This window comes from Mycobacterium saskatchewanense (assembly GCF_010729105.1).
GTDB classification, from domain to species: Bacteria; Actinomycetota; Actinomycetes; order Mycobacteriales; family Mycobacteriaceae; genus Mycobacterium; species Mycobacterium saskatchewanense.
This window is the reverse complement of sequence record NZ_AP022573.1, coordinates 3,723,252-3,741,406: the sequence shown is the minus strand read 5'-3', so window position 1 is coordinate 3,741,406 and position 18,155 is coordinate 3,723,252. Positions and strand designations below refer to the sequence as shown.

The 18,155-nt window shown below is 67.7% G+C and carries 14 protein-coding genes and 2 pseudogenes; 9 read left to right on the top strand and 7 right to left on the bottom strand.

Annotated elements, in window-relative coordinates:
- Positions 1 to 183: 183 nt before the first annotated feature.
- Entirely contained in the window at positions 184 to 894 is a 711-nt protein-coding gene (locus G6N56_RS17650) for a FadR/GntR family transcriptional regulator (protein WP_085257754.1), read from the top strand.
- On the opposite strand, the gene G6N56_RS17645 is transcribed toward G6N56_RS17650, so the two are convergent.
- Entirely contained in the window at positions 891 to 1,994 is a 1,104-nt protein-coding gene (locus G6N56_RS17645; RefSeq protein ID WP_232069088.1) for a carbon-nitrogen hydrolase family protein, read from the bottom strand. The genes G6N56_RS17650 and G6N56_RS17645 overlap by 4 nt on opposite strands.
- A 362-nt stretch (positions 1,995 to 2,356) precedes the next feature.
- Between G6N56_RS17645 and G6N56_RS17640 the strand changes: the two genes are divergently transcribed.
- From G6N56_RS17640 to fadD1, 6 genes and pseudogenes are all read left to right on the top strand, one after another.
- Entirely contained in the window at positions 2,357 to 2,704 is a 348-nt protein-coding gene (locus G6N56_RS17640) for a DUF485 domain-containing protein (protein ID WP_142280791.1), read from the top strand.
- On the top strand, positions 2,704 to 4,338 hold the full coding sequence (locus tag G6N56_RS17635) for a monocarboxylic acid transporter (RefSeq protein ID WP_085257752.1): 1,635 nt from the start codon (positions 2,704 to 2,706) through the stop codon (positions 4,336 to 4,338). Before G6N56_RS17640 ends, G6N56_RS17635 begins: the two co-directional genes overlap by 1 nt.
- Before the next feature lie 93 nt (positions 4,339 to 4,431).
- On the top strand, positions 4,432 to 5,217 hold the full coding sequence (locus tag G6N56_RS17630; RefSeq protein WP_232069087.1) for a TrmB family transcriptional regulator: 786 nt from the start codon (positions 4,432 to 4,434) through the stop codon (positions 5,215 to 5,217).
- A gap of 346 nt (positions 5,218 to 5,563) precedes the next feature.
- Positions 5,564 to 6,630, top strand: a pseudogene (locus G6N56_RS17625) (IS110 family RNA-guided transposase).
- Between the two features lie 14 nt (positions 6,631 to 6,644).
- Complete coding sequence (locus G6N56_RS17620; RefSeq protein ID WP_085256475.1) at positions 6,645 to 7,406, top strand: SDR family NAD(P)-dependent oxidoreductase; 762 nt, start codon at positions 6,645 to 6,647, stop codon at positions 7,404 to 7,406.
- Between the two features lie 68 nt (positions 7,407 to 7,474).
- Positions 7,475 to 9,112: a fatty-acid--CoA ligase FadD1 gene (fadD1, locus tag G6N56_RS17615; RefSeq protein ID WP_085256476.1), complete on the top strand. Its 1,638-nt coding sequence runs from the start codon at positions 7,475 to 7,477 to the stop codon at positions 9,110 to 9,112.
- On the opposite strand, the gene G6N56_RS17610 is transcribed toward fadD1, so the two are convergent.
- The 6 genes from G6N56_RS17610 to G6N56_RS17585 are packed head-to-tail and all read right to left on the bottom strand — an operon-like array spanning position 9,057 to position 15,266.
- Positions 9,057 to 9,704, bottom strand: a complete 648-nt coding sequence (locus G6N56_RS17610) for a PadR family transcriptional regulator (protein ID WP_085256477.1) — start codon at positions 9,702 to 9,704, stop codon at positions 9,057 to 9,059. The two genes, fadD1 and G6N56_RS17610, sit on opposite strands and share 56 nt — an antisense overlap.
- Entirely contained in the window at positions 9,701 to 10,117 is a 417-nt protein-coding gene (locus G6N56_RS17605; protein ID WP_085256478.1) for a Zn-ribbon domain-containing OB-fold protein, read from the bottom strand. Before G6N56_RS17605 ends, G6N56_RS17610 begins: the two co-directional genes overlap by 4 nt.
- On the bottom strand, positions 10,114 to 11,280 hold the full coding sequence (locus G6N56_RS17600) for a thiolase family protein (RefSeq protein WP_085256479.1): 1,167 nt from the start codon (positions 11,278 to 11,280) through the stop codon (positions 10,114 to 10,116). The genes G6N56_RS17605 and G6N56_RS17600 overlap by 4 nt, the downstream gene beginning before the upstream one ends.
- On the bottom strand, positions 11,270 to 11,599 hold the full coding sequence (locus tag G6N56_RS17595) for a hypothetical protein (RefSeq protein WP_085256480.1): 330 nt from the start codon (positions 11,597 to 11,599) through the stop codon (positions 11,270 to 11,272). The genes G6N56_RS17600 and G6N56_RS17595 overlap by 11 nt, the downstream gene beginning before the upstream one ends.
- Position 11,600: 1 nt before the next feature.
- Positions 11,601 to 13,925 (bottom strand): CaiB/BaiF CoA-transferase family protein, encoded by a 2,325-nt coding sequence (locus tag G6N56_RS17590; protein WP_085256481.1) that lies wholly within the window; start codon positions 13,923 to 13,925, stop codon positions 11,601 to 11,603.
- Positions 13,926 to 13,928: 3 nt separating this feature from the next.
- Positions 13,929 to 15,266, bottom strand: a complete 1,338-nt coding sequence (locus G6N56_RS17585) for an amidohydrolase family protein (RefSeq protein WP_085256482.1) — start codon at positions 15,264 to 15,266, stop codon at positions 13,929 to 13,931.
- 333 nt (positions 15,267 to 15,599) lie between these two features.
- Here G6N56_RS17585 and G6N56_RS17580 point away from each other — a divergent pair.
- Together G6N56_RS17580 and G6N56_RS17575 are read left to right on the top strand one after the other, a co-directional pair.
- A pseudogene (locus G6N56_RS17580) lies at positions 15,600 to 16,560 on the top strand (LacI family DNA-binding transcriptional regulator).
- 133 nt (positions 16,561 to 16,693) lie between these two features.
- Positions 16,694 to 18,148, top strand: coding sequence for an aldehyde dehydrogenase family protein (locus tag G6N56_RS17575; RefSeq protein ID WP_085256484.1), 1,455 nt, complete (start codon positions 16,694 to 16,696; stop codon positions 18,146 to 18,148).
- The last annotated feature ends 7 nt before the right edge of the window (positions 18,149 to 18,155 follow it).

Sequence of the window (18,155 nt, the reverse complement as noted above, 5' to 3'; positions counted from 1 at the left end):
GTCCCACCACTTCCGTCGTTGGCGTGTCGTCGAGGCTGGCGTCCGCTGGCCTAGTGGATCAGTGGACTAGCCACTCTACCCACGGCGCGACGGCCGGCGTCAAGTCCGCGCCGGTCTCACCCGCGTCGCGCTCGATGATTGCGGAGTGGGGTACCGTTTGCTGCGAGGAGAGTGAGTGACCCAGTGGCCCAGCAACTTCGTCCGGTAAGCCGTCCCCGCCTCTATGAGGTGATCGTCGAACAGATCTGCGCGTACATCGACGACGCTGGACTGGCTCCGGGGGACCGCCTCCCCGCCGAACGGGAACTCGCCGCGAAACTCGGCGTCAGCCGCGCCTCGGTGAGCCAGGCCTTGGTGGCCCTCGAGGTGCAGGGCGTGCTGGCGGTTCGCCACGGCGACGGGGCCGTCCTGGTCGGGCGGCCGAGCGAGGAACGGGCCGTCGCGGCCCTGCGGGAGCACGCGGATCGCTTGCCCGACATCATCGAGGCCCGGCAGGCGCTCGAGGTGAAGATCGCCGCGCTGGCCGCGGCGCGACGCACCGACGACGAGCTGGCGGCGATCGAATCGGCCTTGGCGACAATGGAATCCGAAATCGCCGACGGTGACCGCGGCGTCGCGGGCGACGAGCAATTCCACGAGGCCCTGACCGTGGCGGCGCACTCGGCGCTGCTCGCGAAGTTGATGCGCGAGATGGCGGGGCTCATCCGGGAGAGCCGCATCGAGTCGCTGTCGCAGCGCGGACGTCCACGGGCATCGCTTGAGGGTCACCGACGTATCGCCGAGGCCGTCCGACGGCAGGACCCCGACGCTGCCGCGGCCGCGATGGACGACCACCTCAAGCTGGTCTCCGATGTCGACCTGCTCCGGGTCGACGAGAATTCGTCGGATCGCTAAGACGATCCGACGGACGCGTCGTCCGAGCGCAGTTCTACCATGGTACTCGCGCGCTCGTCGGTCAGCGGCCGAGCGCCGGTGTGGGCGGCGGCGCCGTTGACCGCAGAGTGTTCGGCCGACTCGTGGGGCGCGCGAAGTATCGCGGGTCGGCGCGTGTCGACCGACAGCTGGAAGATGTCCGCGCGGTTGTACGTGCCGACGATGTCATGGGCCTGCTTGGCCACGACCTCACGCTGCAGGTCGATTTCCGCGTGCAGGATCCCCTCGGGGGCGGTCAGCGGGCCGGCGACGAGCCGGCCATCGGGACCGACCACCATCGACGCCGGCGGTGCCGCGGTCAGTGCCCGCTCGATTCGGTTGTCGCCCTGGGCAATCTCGCGCATGGCCACCTCGTCCAGGGTGGTGGCCGCGACGACGACGAACACCTTGCCCTCGAATGCGTGTGCCGCACTGCGGAGTCGGATGCTCTCGGCCAGGTCGTATTCGAAGTTCTCCGTGCGCCCGTCGAACGGCCACGCGGGCGGGTAGGTCGCGAGGTGCATGCGCTCGCCCTGCGCGAGCAGGGTGAATCTCGCGAGCGTGTTGGTGTTTTCGCCACAGATGAGGGCACCGAGCTGCCACCCGTCGAGTTCCGCCGGCCGCAGATCGTAGGCGTCGCCGTGGGACCATGTCAGGCGCTCGTACCAGGTGGCCACCAGCTTGCGGCGGTGGTTCACCAAGCGGCCGTTCCGGTCGAACACCAGGTTCGAATTCCACAGCTGCCCAAGGCTGTTCGGGTTGCGCTCGTTGATCCCCACGGAAAGCACCACGCCGTTCTGCCGGGCGATGCGGCTGAGCCGGTCGGTGTGCGGTCCGGGCACCACGATCGACGCGGCGACCAAGCGTTCGTGCAGCGGATGCTGGTCGATCGGAGGCAGCACGGCGTTCCAGGCGGGGAACCCGGCGAGGAAGGCCTCCCCGAAAACCACCAGCTGGGCGCCGTCGCGAGCGGCGGTACGAACCAGCTCCTCGACCTTGTCGAGGGAGGCCTGCAGGTCGAGGAAGACCGGCGCCGCCTGAACTGCGGCAACGGACACCCTGGGCAGCGGGGCGAGGGACACGTGAGACTCCTTGGATACGGGGCGGCGCTCAGAATGTCTGAATCTGTCGACATTCATTTCGGGGTATGACTGAACTCAGATCCCACCATAGACCCAGTTGAAGAGCTGTCAACTCCCGACGAGGCCCCGCTTCATTGTCGCGATTGTCTAATTTTCTCGACAATTTACAGACCGCTTGCGCTTCGCACCGCAGGTCGCGGGCTAATTGTCGAGGCTGCTCGACACCACGCGGCCTCCTCGACCCAGTTGCATGGCTGGCGGTATGTCCTGGAGGACTTTATAGTGGTCCGCATCACTGGATAGGCCACTCATCCACACGGTCGAGAATCTTCGACACCGGCCGCTGCACCCGGAGGTAGGACGTGCCACAACCCCTGATCGACGCCCGCACCGGGACGTCAGACCTCCAGACCTTCCAGGAGGTGCAGGACAGCCCGGAGTTCCGGGATCTGCGCCGGCGGTTACGCCGGTTCACGTTCCCGATGACGGCCTTCTTCCTCGCCTGGTACCTGGCCTTCATGCTGCTTGCCATGTACGCGCGCGGCTTCATGGCGATCAAGGTCTGCGGCAACATCAACCTCGGTGTGGTACTCGGGTTCGGCCAGTTCGCCACCACCTTCGCGATTACCGCGCTCTACGTCAGATTCGCCAACCGCTCGCTCGATCCGCGTGCCGCGGCCATTCGGGCAAAGCTCGAAGGGGCGCTCTGATGACCGTCAACCTCGCGGCGGCCTCCCATGTCGGCGATCCGGTGGTCAACATCGCGGTGTTCGCGTTCTTCGTCATCGTCACCTTGGCTTTGGTGATCCGCGCGGGCCGGAGCACCACGAACGCTGCCGACTTCTACACCGGCGGGGGTGAGTTCTCCGGTGCGCAAAACGGTTTCGCGATCGCCGGCGACTACCTGTCGGCGGCGTCGTTCCTCGGCGTGTCAGGTGCCATCACCGTGTACGGCTACGACGGCTTCCTCTACTCGATCGGCTTTTTCGTCTCGTGGTTGCTGGCGCTGTTGCTCGTCGCCGAACTCTTGCGCAACACGGGGCGCTTCACCATGGCAGATGTCCTCAGTTATCGGCTGCGGCAGCGGCCCGTCCGCACGGCGGCCGCGTTGTCCACGCTCACCGTCTCGCTGTTCTATCTGCTCGCCCAGATGGCAGGCGCCGGCGGGCTTGTCGCCCTGCTGCTCAACATCAACAGCCGTGTCGGCCAGTCCGCCGTGGTGGCCGTGGTGGGCGCATTGATGATCGCTTACGTGCTCATCGGGGGCATGAAGGGCACGACCTACGTTCAGATGGTCAAGGCGGCGCTCCTGGTGTCGGGGGCCGCCATCATGTTCTTCCTCGTGGTGCTCGCGGTGCGGGGTAACTTCTCCCAACTGCTCGCCCACGCGCAGGCGAAGGCGGACGCGTCCATTACCAAGGGAATCGCCGGACGTAACCTGTTGGAACCCGGCGCCAAATACGGCGTCACACCGACCACCAAACGCGATTTCATCTCGCTGGGCGTCGCGCTGGTGCTGGGCACCGCCGGCCTGCCGCACGTGCTGATGCGCTTCTACACGGTTCCGACGGCACGAGAGGCGCGTCGCTCGGTCACCTGGGCGATCGGCTTGGTCGGCGTCTTCTATCTGTTCTCGTTGGCCATCGGTTACGGTGCGGCGTGGCTGGTCGGCCCGGACACCGTGCTGTCGACCGCCGGCAAGGAGAACTCCGCTGCACCGCTGCTCGCATACCGGTTGGGCGGCAGCATTTTCCTCGGCGTGATCGCCGCCGTCGCATTCGCAACCATCCTGGCCGTGGTCTCTGGCCTGGTGATCACGGCCGCGACCTCGCTCGCCCACGACGTCTACGCCGGTGTGATCAAGCGCGGCAATGCCACGGAAGAACAGCAGGTCCGCGTCTCACGGGCGCTCGTTGCCGTGATTGGCGTCATGGCCATCGTTTTGGGGATCCTCGCCATGGGACAGAACGTGGCGTTTCTGGTGGCGCTGGCATTCGCGATCGCCGGCTCGGCCAACCTGCCGACCTTGCTGTACTCGTTGTTCTGGAAGCGATTCAACACCGTCGGCGCCCTGTTCAGCATCTACGGCGGCTTGGCGTCTTGCCTTGTGCTCATCGTCTTTTCGCCCGCCGTCTCCGGGAACCCGGCGGCGATGTTTCCCCATGCCGACTTCGCCTGGTTCCCGTTGGCCAATCCGGGCATCGTCTCGATCCCCCTTGGGTTCGCCCTCGGGGTCGTCGGAACGCAGCTGGGCCGCCGCCGGCGGGAGGACCCCGCCAAGCAGGCCGAGATGGAAGTCCGGTCCCTCACCGGCGTCGGTGTGCAGAAGCCGGTCAGCCACTGAGACAGGCGCACCGGATATGCTCCACAGATCTTGACTTTCCATGGGGCCCGCGGCCGGTCAGACGCGGTAACGTCGCGGCCGCGACGGAGGTGAGTGGGACGCGCGATGTGGGCTGAGCTCGTCGAAGCCGGTCTCGAACCCAAGGAGGCTCGGTTCTATCTCGCGGCACTCAGTATGGATTCGGCCACCGTCGCCCAGGTCGCCGAGGCGTCGCAGATCAGCCGGACAAACGCGTACGACATCGCCAAGCGGCTGGCTCAGCGGGGCCTCCTCTCGCTGATCGAGGGGGGTAGCCACCGGGGAGGGCGGGCCGGTGGTCGCCCCACGACAATCGTGCGAGCGGCGGATCCGCAACACCTGCTGGACGAGTGGAGTCAGCGGCGGCGGATGCTCGAATCGCTGATCCCTCAGCTGCGGGCTATGTACGCCAAGGGCGGCACGGCTCCGCGTGTGCGGTACCTGGAGGGGGTCAGCGGGATCAGGACGGCGTTGTTCGAGACGCTGGATTGGCCGTCGCCCCTTCGGGGCGTCCTGTCGATGCGCGACCTGCTGACCGTGCCGGGCGTCGAGGCGATGGACGAGTACGTCGCCGGACGGCGGGAACGCAAACTCTGGCTACACGTCCTGCGGTCGCCGGAGAAGGACTTGCCGGGCGGTTGGCCATCGAGTGATGAGGACTACCGGCGCACCCGCTACGTGCCCGCCGAATATGTCTTCACGATGACGATGATCATCGGCGACGCGGCAGTCGCGATGATCTCGTCGAAGCGGGAGAGTTTTGCGCTCGTGGTGGAAAGCGTCGAGTTCGTCGAGATGCAGCGAAACCTGTTCGAGGTCCTGTGGGGGGTGGCCGCAAAAGAGCCCCGCGGGGGCGGCTGAGTCGATCGCGCTCCGAAGAGGGACTTAGCCAGTGGTCACGAAATCGTCGGCGGGCTGCCCGCGCCGAACGTCGAGTTGTTGGGCCAATTTCGGCCATCTTCGCGCAACAACTCGACGTTCGGCGGCTAGCGTTGCGTCAGTGTCAGGGTGAGGTGCCGCTGATCGCGGTGGTGGGATCCTGATCATCTGGTGCTTGGCTCGTAGCGTCGGTGCCGCCTTCGGGTTGGCGTGCATGCGTTTTGTCGGCACCAGGTGTGAAGGACCGGCCGGCGTGACTTGATAGGAGCGTGGCACCGCCCCCACTGAGGTTTGTCCGCCGACCGGCCCAACCGTCACCTCTCAGTGAATGGAGGCAACCACCATGGTTGTTGTTGGAGCCGATGTACACAAGCGCACGCATACCTTTGTCGCCGTCGACGAGGTGGGCCGCAAGGTTGGTGAGAAGACCGTTACGGCGGTCACCGCTGGGCATGCCGAGGCGGTGATGTGGGCCCGCGAACATTTCGGCGACGACGTCGTCTGGGCCATCGAGGACTGCCGGCACTTGTCGGCGCGTCTGGAACGCGACCTGTTCGGATTTGGTCAGAACGTGGTGCGGGTTCCCCCGAAGATGATGGCTCAGGTGCGGGCTTCGGCGCGCACGCGCGGCAAGTCCGATCCCATCGATGCGTTGGCGGTCGCGCGGGCATTTCTGCGCGAGCCAGATCTGCCGTCGCCTCTCACGACGAGGTGTCACGTGAGTTGAAGTTGTTGGTCGATCGCCGCGAAGTCCTTGTCGCACAACGGACTGCGATGATCAACCGGCTGCGCTGGCGTATTCACGAGCTCGATCCCGAGCGCGCCCCGGTGGCTCGGTCATTGGACCTGGCCAAACACCGGGTCATCCTCGGTGACTGGCTGAACACCCTCGACGGTCTGCTCGCCGAGTTGGCCAGCGACGAGTTGGCCGACATCACTCGACTCACCGAACAGATCAACGCCTTGGCTAAACGCATCGGTGAGCATGTGCGTGCCGTCGCCCCGGTGCTGCTGGCGATGCCCGGATGCGGGGAGCTGACCGCGGCCAAGCTTGTCGGCGAGACCGCTGGCGTCACCCGATTCAAGAGTGAGGCAGCTTTCGCCCGCCATAGCGGTGTGGCGCCGGTGCCGGTGTGGTCGGGCAACACCCACGGCCGGGTCCGGATGACGCGTTCGGGCAACCGCCAGCTCAACGCTGCGCTGCACCGCATCGCCGTCACCCAGATTCGCCTCGACGGCCTAGGCCAGACCTACTACCGGCACCGCCTCGCTCAAGGCGACTCCGCCCCCGAAGCTCTTCGTTGCCTCAAGCGCCGCCTCGCCCGCGTCGTCTTTCGCCACCTTCACACCGACCACAACAACCGCCAAAAGCCTTGCCAACTGGCAGCGGCTTGACATAGGAGAAACTCATGGACAAGGCGCTGCACGGCCGACGCATCCTGGTCACCGGCGGGGCGACCGGGATCGGCGCCGCCGCCGTCGAAGCCCTCGCCTCGGCGGGGGCCGAGGTCGCCGCGACGTATCACCAGACTCCGCCGCCGGACGACCTTGCCGCCGCGTGGCTGCGGTGCGACGTGCGCGACGCCGACGCAGTCGCCGCGATGGTGCGACGGGCCGCCGACCAGCTCGGCGGCCTCGACGTGCTGGTGAACGCCGCCGGGCTGTGGCAGGCGGGGATACCCGGCTACATCGGCGTCGACGAGATCTCCTTCCTGTTGGACACCAACGTCAAGGCGACGATCCTCACCAATCAGGCCGCGTATGCCGTGATGAAGGAGCAGGACCCCAAGGGGGGCCGCATCATCAACTTCGGCTCGTCGGAAGCCGTTATGGGCAGCCCGGTCTCGGCTGTGTACGCGGCGACGAAGGGTGCCGTGCAGGCGTGGACGCGATCGGCCGCGAAGGCTTGGGCGGCCGACAAGGTCACCGTCAACGCCCTGGCGCCGGCGGTGCAGACCCCCGGGGCCGACCGCCTGCGGGACTTCCTCGGGCCCGAGGCGAGCGGGCTCATCGACCAGCAGATGAAAATGATGATCCCGCTGGGCGGCGCGCTGGGCGACCCAGCGCGCGATCTCGGCCCGGTGCTGGTGTTCCTCGCCGGTCCCGGCTCGGGCTTCATCACCGGCCAACTGCTGGCGGTCGACGGCGGCCTGATCATGGTCGGTGGATAGGGACTGGCTACCATGAGACGCACCGTCTCGTCTCGCCGGTGCGACGGGCGCTGTGAAGGTGGATCGGAATGACTGACGACACGATTCAGGCGCTGCTGCGCAAGCGTCTGCACGACCCCGCGATCGCCGTGAGACACCTTGACCTGCAATGGTCTTGGCAGCACTATCTGGCGCACGCGGCGGCCCGGGCCGCGGCCCTGATCGACGCCGCGGATCCGCACGGACCACTGCACATCGGCACCCTGCTGGGCAACACGCCCGAGATGCTGGCACAGATGGCGGCCGCCGGCCTGGGTGGCTACGTGCTGTGCGGGCTCAACACCACCCGGCGAGGCGAGGCGCTGGCCGCCGACGTCCGGCGGGCCGACTGCCAGTTCGTGGTGACCGACGCCGAACACCGGCCCCTGCTGGACGGCCTGGACCTCGGTGACACGCGGATCCTGGACGTCTCGGCGCCGGACTGGGACGAGTTCCTGCGCGGCGCCGGGGAACTCGTGCCCCACCGCGAGGTCTCCGCGATGGACGCGTTCATGATGATCTTCACCTCGGGGACGAGCGGAAACCCCAAGGCGGTCCAGGTCTCGCACCTGATGGCCACGTTCGCCGGCCTCAACCTGGTCGAGCGGTTCGCGCTCACCCCGCAGGACACCTGCTACGTGTCGATGCCCCTGTTCCACTCCAATGCCGTCGTCGCGGGATGGGCGCCCGCGGTCTGCTCGGGGGCCGCGATCGTGCCGGCGAGGTTTTCGGCGACGCAGTTCCTCGACGAGGTGCGCCGCTACGGCGCGACGTACATGAACTATGTCGGCAAGCCGCTCGCCTACATACTGGCCACGGCCGAGCGCGACGACGACGCCGACAATCCGCTGCGGGTGGCCTTCGGAAACGAGGCCAACGACAAGGACATCGAGGAATTCGGGCGCCGCTTCGGCGTCCAGGTGGAAGACGGCTTCGGATCGACGGAGAACGCCGTCATCGTGATACGCGAGCCGGGAACCCCCAGGGGCTCCATCGGCAGGGGCATCGACGGGGTGGCGGTGTACAACAGCGACACCGTCACCGAGTGCGCGGTCGCCCAATTCGACGCCGACGGGGCACTGGTCAACGCCGACGACGCCGTGGGCGAGCTGGTCAACACGGCAGGCTCGGGCTTCTTCACCGGTTATTACAACGATCCGGAGGCCAACGCCGAACGCATGCGCCACGGCATGTACTGGTCCGGGGACCTCGCCTATAAAGACGCCGACGGCTGGATCTACCTGGCCGGCCGCACCGCCGACTGGATGCGGGTGGACGGCGAGAACCTCGCCGCCGCCCCGATCGAACGAATCCTGCTGCGCCACAGCGCGATAAACCGCGTCGCGGTGTACGCCGTGCCGGACGAACGTGTCGGTGACCAGGTGATGGCGGCGATCGTGCTCAACGAGGGCCGGGCGCTGGACCCGGATGGATTCGAGGCGTTCCTCGCAGCGCAGCCCGACCTGTCCCCCAAGGCGCGCCCACGCTACGTCCGCGTCGCCGCCGATCTGCCCAGCACGGCCACCCACAAGGTCCTCAAGCGCCAGCTGATCGCCGAGGCGACCGCGGTGCGAGAGGGGGAGACGCTCTGGGAGCGCGAGCCTCGCGGCACCGCGTACCACGAGCGTGGGACTAGTCCCGGGGTGCCCGACGGCGAATCTGCCCCTTCGACCGTCGCACCCGTTTGACGGGATCCCGCGTTGTGCCCGCGGCGATCTCGTCGCGCAACTGGGTGATGTTGGAGATCTCGGCATACAGACCGCGGATGGCGTAGTCGAGGACGGCGAAGGAGAATCGCTGCTTCGGGTCACCGGTGATGCCGAGTTCGCGGGAGCGCTGCCGCGACCACAGCGCCTCGTCCAGCCGGACCCGGGTCGCCTCGAGATGACGATCCAGCGTCTCGATCACGCGGTCGGGGTCCTCTCCCCGGGCCAGCCAGGTCTTGAGAATCACGGGGTGCTTGATGACGACCTGGTCCTCGCCCGGGAAGTGCTGCACCCACCGGCGCAGGGCGTCGAGCCCGGCATCGGTGGTCTCGTACAGCGTGATGGCGCGCCTGCCGGATGAAGCGCCCATCTCGTTGACCATCCCGCGCGCCAACAACCGGTTCAATTCTCTGCGAACGTGACTCACCGACGGTGACCAATAAAAATGCCCCACCGACAACTCGGCGCGCGTCTTGATCTCCCCGGCGGTGAGCCGCTCGTCGTTGGCCGCCAGCACCCCCAGGACGAGATAGGCGGTTGCCGGCAGACCATCGGCGCTGGCCCGCGGGCTCACGACGACGGCGTGAAGTACGGCAGCGTCATCCCGGGAGCCACGGGATGGAACTGCACCCTGACGCGCATGCCGATCTTCAAGCCGGCGGGTTCCACGCCGACGATGTTGGTCAGCATCTGGTAGCCCTCGTCGAGCGTGACGATCGCCGGCGCGTAGGGAGGTTCGAACTCCACGGTCACCGGCCGACGCACCACCGTCCAGCTGTACACCGTCCCCCGCCCGTCGCTTCGTGCCCAGCGCAGCTGTGCCGAAAGGCATTGGCGGCAATGCTCACTCGGTGGAAAGCTCGCCACACCGCAGACCTCGCAGCGTTGGTAGCGCAACTCTTCCGAACGGCATCCCTCCCAAAAGGGCGAGCTGAGCGCGCTGCCGGTGTGCGGGACGGGCCCACGCTGCGGCCGCAGGACGCTCACCGCGGCTCGTCTCCCAAGATGAGCACGGTGGTGAACAAAGCTCCCGCTCCCCCGTTGCTGCACAGCGCGATATGCGCGTTGGCCACCTGCAGGTCACCGGCCTGACCCCGCAGCTGCTGAACGGCTCGGATGGCCCGCTGCATCATCTGCGGGTTGGAGCCCGCATGGCTGAACGACATGGTTCCTCCATCGGTGGTGATCGGATGGCTGCCGTCGACGGCAATGCGGCCGTCGGCGACGAAGGGTCCCCCCTCACCCTCGCCGCAGAAGCCGAATGCCTCGAGCTGACGAATGATTTCGAACGAGAACGGGTCGTAGAGCTCGAGCACGTCGACCTCGTCACGGCGCAGCCCCGCGTGGGCGAAGGCACGCTCGGCGGCCCGCCTGCCCACGACGCCGTTGCTGTACCCGTCGCGCCTCCCGGCGAGGTCCCACGCTGGCGGGTGCTGATAGGAGGGGCCGTGAAAGTCCGCGCCGCTACCCAGCACATAGATCGGCCGGCTCGCGACGTCCATCTTGTGGATGTTGGCCACGACCAACGCGCACCCTCCTTCCGAGGTCGTGGCACAGTCCAGCAGATGAAACGGGTCGGCGATGGGCCGCGACGCGGTGATGTCGGCCGTGGTGAACGGCCCGCGCTGGTAATACACGGCTTCGGGATTCCGCGACCCGTTGTTGCGGATCGTCGTCGCCACCATCGAAAGTTGTTCCCGCGTGGTGCCGTAGACGTGCATGTGGCGGCGGGCGATCAGGGCGAACTCGGCGGCCGTGAACATTCCCCACGGCGCGACGAATTCGTTCTCGGGCCGGGTCCACGGCGCGGTCGCCTCGTGGTCACGGTATTCGCCGGCCTGCGCGGCGACCAGCACCACCACGTCGGCCATGCCGTGCTCGATGGCGGTGGCCGCCTCGGTGACCATGCCCACCCCGAACCCCAGCCCCTGCCAGGCGGGGCCAAGGCGCAGATCGTAGATCAGTGCGGTGGACAGGGCGCCGGCGCTGATTCCGTCGACGTCGTCGAGGCTCAGGCCGGCGTCGGCCAGCGCGCCACGAATCGCTTCGAGCGCCAGGCTTCGCGACGTTTCGCCATCCAGGCGGCGACCCTGCCGGGTGTTGTGCACCCCCACGATCGCGGCCGTCGGCTTTTTCGACTCAGTTCTCATCCGCGACAACTCCCAGGTAGGTGCCCACGACCTCGTAGTCTTGCCCGCCACGCCTGATGCGCCCGATACTCTTGGATCGACCCTCGGCACGGGAGGTTCCGGCCGGTACCACGTCGATCCGTACGTCGACGGGGCGTGCGGTCTGCGGGTCGGTGATCTCGACGACCATCGCCACCGCGCGTTCGGTCTCGTCCCACTCGACGCCGGTGATGAGGTGCCGGGCGGTCAGCTCCATCACCACGGAGTCCCGCCGCACCAAAAAACGTACCGGTGTGCACAATTCGCCCGTCCGCGGTGGTACGCACAGGGTGACGGCCATGTCACAATCCCGCCGGCCGCGAGCCGATGATCCCCCGCTCGCGCAACACCTCGAGGTCCCGCTCGTCGCGCTCCAGGAGACCGGTCAGCACCTCGGCGGTGTGCTGCCCGTAGAGCGGCGATACCCGGCGAATCCAGCGACGCGGCCGGCCCGCGAACGCGAACGGCATGCCGGTGCACAAGAACGATCCGGCGGCGGGATGATCGACCCTCTCCCAGAAGCCCCGGGCGAGCAGTTGCGGGTCGCTCAACAGGGCCGAGGCCGGTGAAACCCGTGCCGCCGCCACCCCGGCGGCGCGCAACGCCGCGACCGCTTCGGCCGGCGGGCGCCCCGTGGTCCAATGCGAGATCAGTTTGTCGAGTTCGTCGGCGCGATCACGCCATTCGTCCGCCCGGAGCGGGGGTTGACCGATCAAGCCCGCCAACGACGTTCGGGCGGGGTCGTCCAGCGCGGCCAGGGCGACCCACTCGTCGTCGCCGCGGCAGGGGTAAATGCCCTGCGGAATTGCGCCCGGACCCCGGTTCCCGGCCCGGCACAACTCGATTCCGTTGCCGGAGTACTCGAGCACCATCTCGGCGGCCACATTGAGGGCCGACTCCACCATGGTCGACTCGACGTGCAACCCCGAGCCGTCCCGGTCGCGGACCACCAGCGCGGCGATCGCGGCGAAGGCGGCGTGCAACCCGGCGATCGGGTCGCACACGCCGCGCGGGATCACCGGCGGCCCGTCCGCGTGACCCGTCATCCACGCCATCCCCGTCGCCTGTTCCATCGTCTGCGCGAAGCCGACGCGGTCGCGCCACGGCCCGTCCAGACCGAAGGCCGGCATGCGAACCATGACGGCGCGGGGGTTGACGGCGTGCACGGTCTCCCACTCCAAGCCGAAGTTCTCCATCACCCGCGGCGAGAAATTCTCGATCACGAGATCGCTTGCGGCGATGAGGTCCAGGGCGATCGACCGTCCGGCGTCGGTGCCCAGTTCCGTGCTGATGCCGCGCTTGTTGTTGTTGCTGCACAGGAACACCGGGCCCCATTCCCACCAGTGGTCCCAGGTAGGCGGGCGGCCGCCCGCAAACCGCAACCCGTCCGGCCGGCGGACGCCCTCGATCTTGATCACGTCGGCGCCCAGCGCGCCGAGCAGCTGGGTGGCGACGGGCCCGGCCCAGAAGGCGGTGAAGTCGGTTATCCGGATGTCCGCCAAGGGAAGCTCGTCCGCATCCCCACCGACTCGCACCGGGCGGGCCGCCCAGTGCACGCGCCCATTGTCGGCGCCGAGGCGCGGGGCCGCCCCCGGCGGCCGCGTCAGCATCGCGTCGCCGCGATACGGCACCCGCGGGTGGAGCGACCCACAGGCGGACTCGACGAAGACACCCCGCCGCACGAAATGATCGACCTCGGGCAGGGTCGCGGGTGAACCGATGGGAGCCACCGGGATTCGGAACGCCACCGCGAGGTCGACGATCTCCCGGGTGGTCCGGGTCCGGGTCCATGCGGTGACCATGGCGAGGAACTCGTCGCGCCGGGAGACGCGCCCGTCGAACGAGGCCAGCTCGGCGTCGTCGACCAGATCGGCACGGTCGATCATCACCAGGAAGTCCTGGAATTGTTGCGCCGTGATGGTGCAGAAGCCGACCAGGCCGTCAGCGGTGGGAACGATCGACGGCAGTTCGAGGCTCCGCTGCTGCAGGCGGGAATCCGCGCCGAGCACGCTGGCCGACATGGCCGACAGCCCACCCATCGCGATCGCCATCGCCTCGTAGGTGGAGACGTCGATGATCTCGCCGCGCCCGCTCCGGATGGCGTGCCGGGCGGCGGCGGCCGCGACCGCGGCCGCGAACACGCCCGCCAGCCACTCGCCGAGGCGGCCGCCGGCCTGCACGGGCTCATCCCCCGGCCAACCGCGGCCGGCGATCGATCCGCACAGGGCCTGCAGAATAAACTCGTTGGCGACCACCCCCTCGTCCACGTAGGGGCCCGTTGTCCCGAACGGTGTCACCGCCACCACCACCGCCGAAGGGCCGGTGCGCGCCCTCAGGCCGTCGAGCGTCCAACCGTCGGTCAGGTCGGTCAGCACGATGTCGGCGCCGGCCAGCAGCACCGCGGCCTGCGCCCCGCCGGCGACCGACCTCTTGCCCGCGGCCAGGTAGCCGAACAGGGTCCCCGGCGGGCCGCCCGCCGACCACGAGCGCATCGAATCCCCTTGCAAGGATTCGATTTTCACGACGTCCGCGCCCGCGTCGGCGAACATCTTGCCGCAGTAGGACACCGCGATACCGTTGGACAGCTCCAGCACGCGCCAACCCTCGAAGGGGGCTCGGGCCGGCACCGGTCAGTTGCCCAGCGTCGTTGCGCGTCCCGCAACACCGCCGGCCTCGGCCGTTGCCTGGGCCTGAAGCGCGAATTGCGTCATCCGGGCCCACGCGTCGCGGTCGCGCTGGCTGGCACGGTGGCCCACATGCGTGACGACGTCGACGTCGGTGGCCCGGCCGCGCAGGTAGCCCGCCCGGGCCTGGTCCTTCGGGACGTGGCGGAACGGGTCGAAAGAGTAGGCGGTGATGGCGTTTTCGTGGGTGATTTTGTTGATGACCGAGTCGTCCAGGTGGCCCATGGTCTCCATGACGTCCTCGGGGGCGAACGGCCAACTGCTGTCCGAATGCGGGAAGTCGGATTCCCAGCACAACATGTCCTCGTCGAACCAATCCATGTTCTGAACGCCGACCTTGTCACTGATGAAGCACGTGTAGAAGTGGCGCCGGAACACGTCGGTGGGCCCGCTGTAGCCCGGCGGGAAACGCGCCAGCGTCCACCCCGAGTGCCGGTTATAGACGTGCTCGGCCCGCCAGAGGAAGTAGGGTATCCACCCGACGTCGCCCTCGGTAAGCGAAAACTTGATGTCGGGGAAGTCCGCGTAGAACTGTGCCCAGATCAGCTCGGTGAAGGTGAACATGCTCATCATCGACGACGCCGTCATCATGACGCTGGGGGGAGCGTCCGTCGACACCATCGGGGAGCGCGACGCCGAGCCGACATGGGTACACAGCACGGTGTTGCTCTCGCAGACGGCCTCGAAAAGCGGATACCAGTACTCGGTGTGGATGCTCGGCATCTGTAGCGCCTCGGGGTTCTCCGAGAACGTCACGGCGTGGCACCCCTTTCCGGCGAGCCGCTTGACCTCCTTGGCGGCCTCTTCGACGTCGAACAACGGCAGGATGCCGCACGGGATGAACCGGCCCGGATAGGCCGCGCACCACTCGTCGACGTGCCAGTCGTTGTAGGCCTTGATCATCACCAGGTTGATGTCGCGATCCGGGCCCTGGTTGAGGACCTGGCCGGAAAAGCCCGTGAAGTTCGGGAAGTTCAGGCCAGCCAGCTGGCCGCCGGCGTCCATGTCGCGGATCCGCTCGTCGACGTTGAAGCAGCCCGGCCGCATCTCGTCGTACCGTGACGCATCGACGTTGTACATCTCGCGGGGCTTGCCGGCGACGGCGTTGAGTCCCATGTTGCGGCCGCGGATCTCGCCGTAATACCACTGCTGGATGCCGTCGGGCTCGATGACGACCCTCGGGGCCAGGTGCTTGTACCTGGCGGGCACGTGCGCGTCGAACATGTCGGCAGGCTCGGCGATGTGGTCGTCCACGCTGATCAGGATCAGATCGTCTCTGTGCACCCGCCGGCCTTCCCACGTTGACGACTAGTAGACAATGGCGTGCGTCACAGTGTCAATGGGCGGCGCCGGCGCAATGCGGAACGCCCGATTCCTCGGAATCGCTGTCTTCCAACGCCGGAAGGCCCTAGCTGCGCCCGACGGACCGTCTGCGCCCAGCCGGCGACCACTCGGATTGCCGTCAAAGCGGCGCGGCAGTCAATTACTATTAGTCCGAAGTCGCCGCCGCTCATGCTTCGCGCAAGGTGCCGGGATGGCGCGTTGCCGACGTTCGGGGCATGCCACCATGAACCATGGCCAGGCTGGAAGGCGACGCGGGTGAGCTCGAGTAAGGCAATGCGGCCGACGACCGCCGATGTGGCCCGCCTCGCCGGCGTGTCGACCGCGACGGTCAGCTACGTACTGAATGACGTCCAGGGGCGCAGGATTTCCGCGGAAACCCGTGAGGCGGTGTACCGGGCCGCGAAGCTCACCGGTTATCGGCCGAACCTTGCCGCCCGAAATCTGGCGCGGGGCACGGGCGGTGTGGTTCTTTACGTCATCCCACGGGTGGCGGTGGGGGAAATGCCGATGCTGGCCGGGAGTCGGATGACGACGGAGCTGGCGCGCCAAGGCCTGCTCGCGGTGCAGCTCTTCGAGACCGAGGAAGACCAGCATGTCATCGACGCGGTCGAGGGTCTGGACCCGGTGGCGGTCACGAGCCTATTCCCGTTGAGCAAGACGGTGCTGGACGCGATAGAGGCCGCCGCCATTCCGCATATCGACATCGGGGCGCTTTCCTCGCTCGGTGACCCGCACCTATCGGTCGGCGAGCTCCGAGTCCAGCACCTGGTCGCGCGGGGGCATCGGCGAATCGCGTTCGCCTACACCGGGATTCCCCGGTGGCGACCGCTCGGCGACTATTGGCTCGAAGGCGTAGCCGGTGCGGCGCGGGCCCGTGGTCTGTCGCCCGTTCGCGTCGCCGACCTCACCCAGGCCAACGCGGCGGCGGTGGTGACCGAGTGGGTGCACGACGGTGTCACCGCGGTGTGCGCCCAGAGCGACGAGATTGCTTGTGTGGTCCTCTACGGCATCCGCGAGGCGGGATTGCAATGCCCGGGCGACCTCGCCGTGATCGGGGTCGACGCCACCCCGATGGGGGTGCTGAGCTCTCCCCCGCTGACCACGGTGGAGTTCAATCCGGCCGCGGTCGCCGACGCGGCCATCAGCGCCGTCCTCACAGAATTGGGTTATCCCGCCCCACCCCCCGCCCGAACCAACGGACATCGCCCGCCTCGTCGTGCGCGCGTCGACGTAGGCGAACCGGTCGGCCGCAGCGGCCCGCGCCGACGCTGGACATCCCTTGGTTAAGCGCGTAACTTCCCGCTGGTGCGGCTTTGCTCACGCATCGAAGCCGCGTTCAAGTCGCAAAGACGCGCGAAGGGGAAGCCATGACGGTGCAGGCTGTGCTCGACGAGATCCGCGACCGACCCGGCACAGGAGAGACGATCGCGGTCGTCGATCCCGCCACCGAAGAACAGGTCACCGAGTTCAGGGACTGCGGCCCCGAGGCCGTCGACGAGGCCGTCGCGCGGGCCAGGGCGTCCTTCGAGTCGGGCATCTGGCGCGACCAGCCCCCCAGCGAGCGGGCCAAGATCCTGTGGCGCGTGGGCGAGCTGATCGACCAGAACGCCGAGCTGCTCGCCGAGCTGGAATCACTCAACGCCGGCATGACCCCGCTGCAGGCCCAGGGCACCGTGACCGTCGGCTCGGAGTTCTTTCGTTACTACGCGGGCTGGTGCACGAAGATCGAGGGCATCGCGGCCGACATCCACACCGGGGGACTCACCGGCATCGACTCGCACCAGCACGCGTACACGCTCAAGGAGCCCTATGGCGTGGTCGGGCTGATCTTCCCTTGGAACGGGCCGGTTTTCAATTTCTGCTGCAAGCTCGCCCCGGCGCTCGCCGCGGGATGCAGCAGCGTCGTCAAACCCGCCGAGGAGACTCCGCTGTCGGCATTGGTGCTCGACAACATCCTGCACGAGGCGGGCGTGCCCGAAGGGGTGGCCAACCTCCTGCTGGGCTACGGGCACACTGCGGGGGCGGCGATCACCGCGCACCCCGACGTCGAAAAGGTCGCCTTCACGGGATCGACCGAAGTCGGCCGGGCCATCGTGCACGCGGCGGGCGAGAGCAACCTGAAGAAGGTCACGCTGGAACTCGGCGGAAAGTCGCCGGTGGTCGTCTTCGACGACGCCGACCTGTCGAAGGCCGTCCCGATGGCGGCGTTCGGTACGTTCATCCACTCTGGTCAGGCATGCGTCTGCGGATCCCGGATCTTCGTCCAGCGCGGCGTCTACGAACAGTTCGTAGAGCAACTGGCGAACGTCGCGAACGGGCTGCCGCAGGGCGGACCCAAGGACGAGGGCAGCCTGATCGGCCCGCTGATCAGCCGAAAACAGCTGCATCGGGTGCTGGGCTACCTGGACCAGGGCAGGGCCGACGGTGTCGAGGTGGTCACCGGTGGGCACCGGCTCGACCGCAAGGGTTACTTCGTGCACCCGACCGTGCTCACCAACGTCGCCCCGACGAGCCGGCTGTTCCAGGAGGAGATCTTCGGACCGGTGGTCGCGGTCGTACCGTTCGACGACGAGGACGAGGCGGTTGCGCTGGCCAATGACAGCACCTACGGGCTGGCCGCCACCGCCTGGACCTCGGACCTCGGCCGCGCACACCGGATCGCCAAGCGGCTCAAGGCCGGAACCGTGGGACTGAACTGTCAGATGCAGTTTGACCACTCCATGCCCTTCGGCGGCTACAAGCAGTCCGGCTGGGGTTATGAGTCCGGCAGGGCGGGCCTGGAGACCTACCTGCAGACGAAGATCGTCTGGGCGCAGATGTAACCCGCCC

Bases quoted from the DNA above. Each gene is read 5' to 3' on its own strand.
- G6N56_RS17635 (WP_085257752.1), top strand. From the start codon at position 2,704: ATGACCGTCAACCTCGCGGCGGCCTCCCATGTCGGCGATCCGGTGGTC.
- G6N56_RS17620 (WP_085256475.1), top strand. From the start codon at position 6,645: ATGGACAAGGCGCTGCACGGCCGACGCATCCTGGTCACCGGCGGGGCG.
- fadD1 (WP_085256476.1), top strand. From the start codon at position 7,475: ATGACTGACGACACGATTCAGGCGCTGCTGCGCAAGCGTCTGCACGAC.
- G6N56_RS17600 (WP_085256479.1), bottom strand. From the start codon at position 11,280: ATGAGAACTGAGTCGAAAAAGCCGACGGCCGCGATCGTGGGGGTGCAC.
- G6N56_RS17595 (WP_085256480.1), bottom strand. From the start codon at position 11,599: ATGGCCGTCACCCTGTGCGTACCACCGCGGACGGGCGAATTGTGCACA.
- G6N56_RS17575 (WP_085256484.1), top strand. From the start codon at position 16,694: ATGACGGTGCAGGCTGTGCTCGACGAGATCCGCGACCGACCCGGCACA.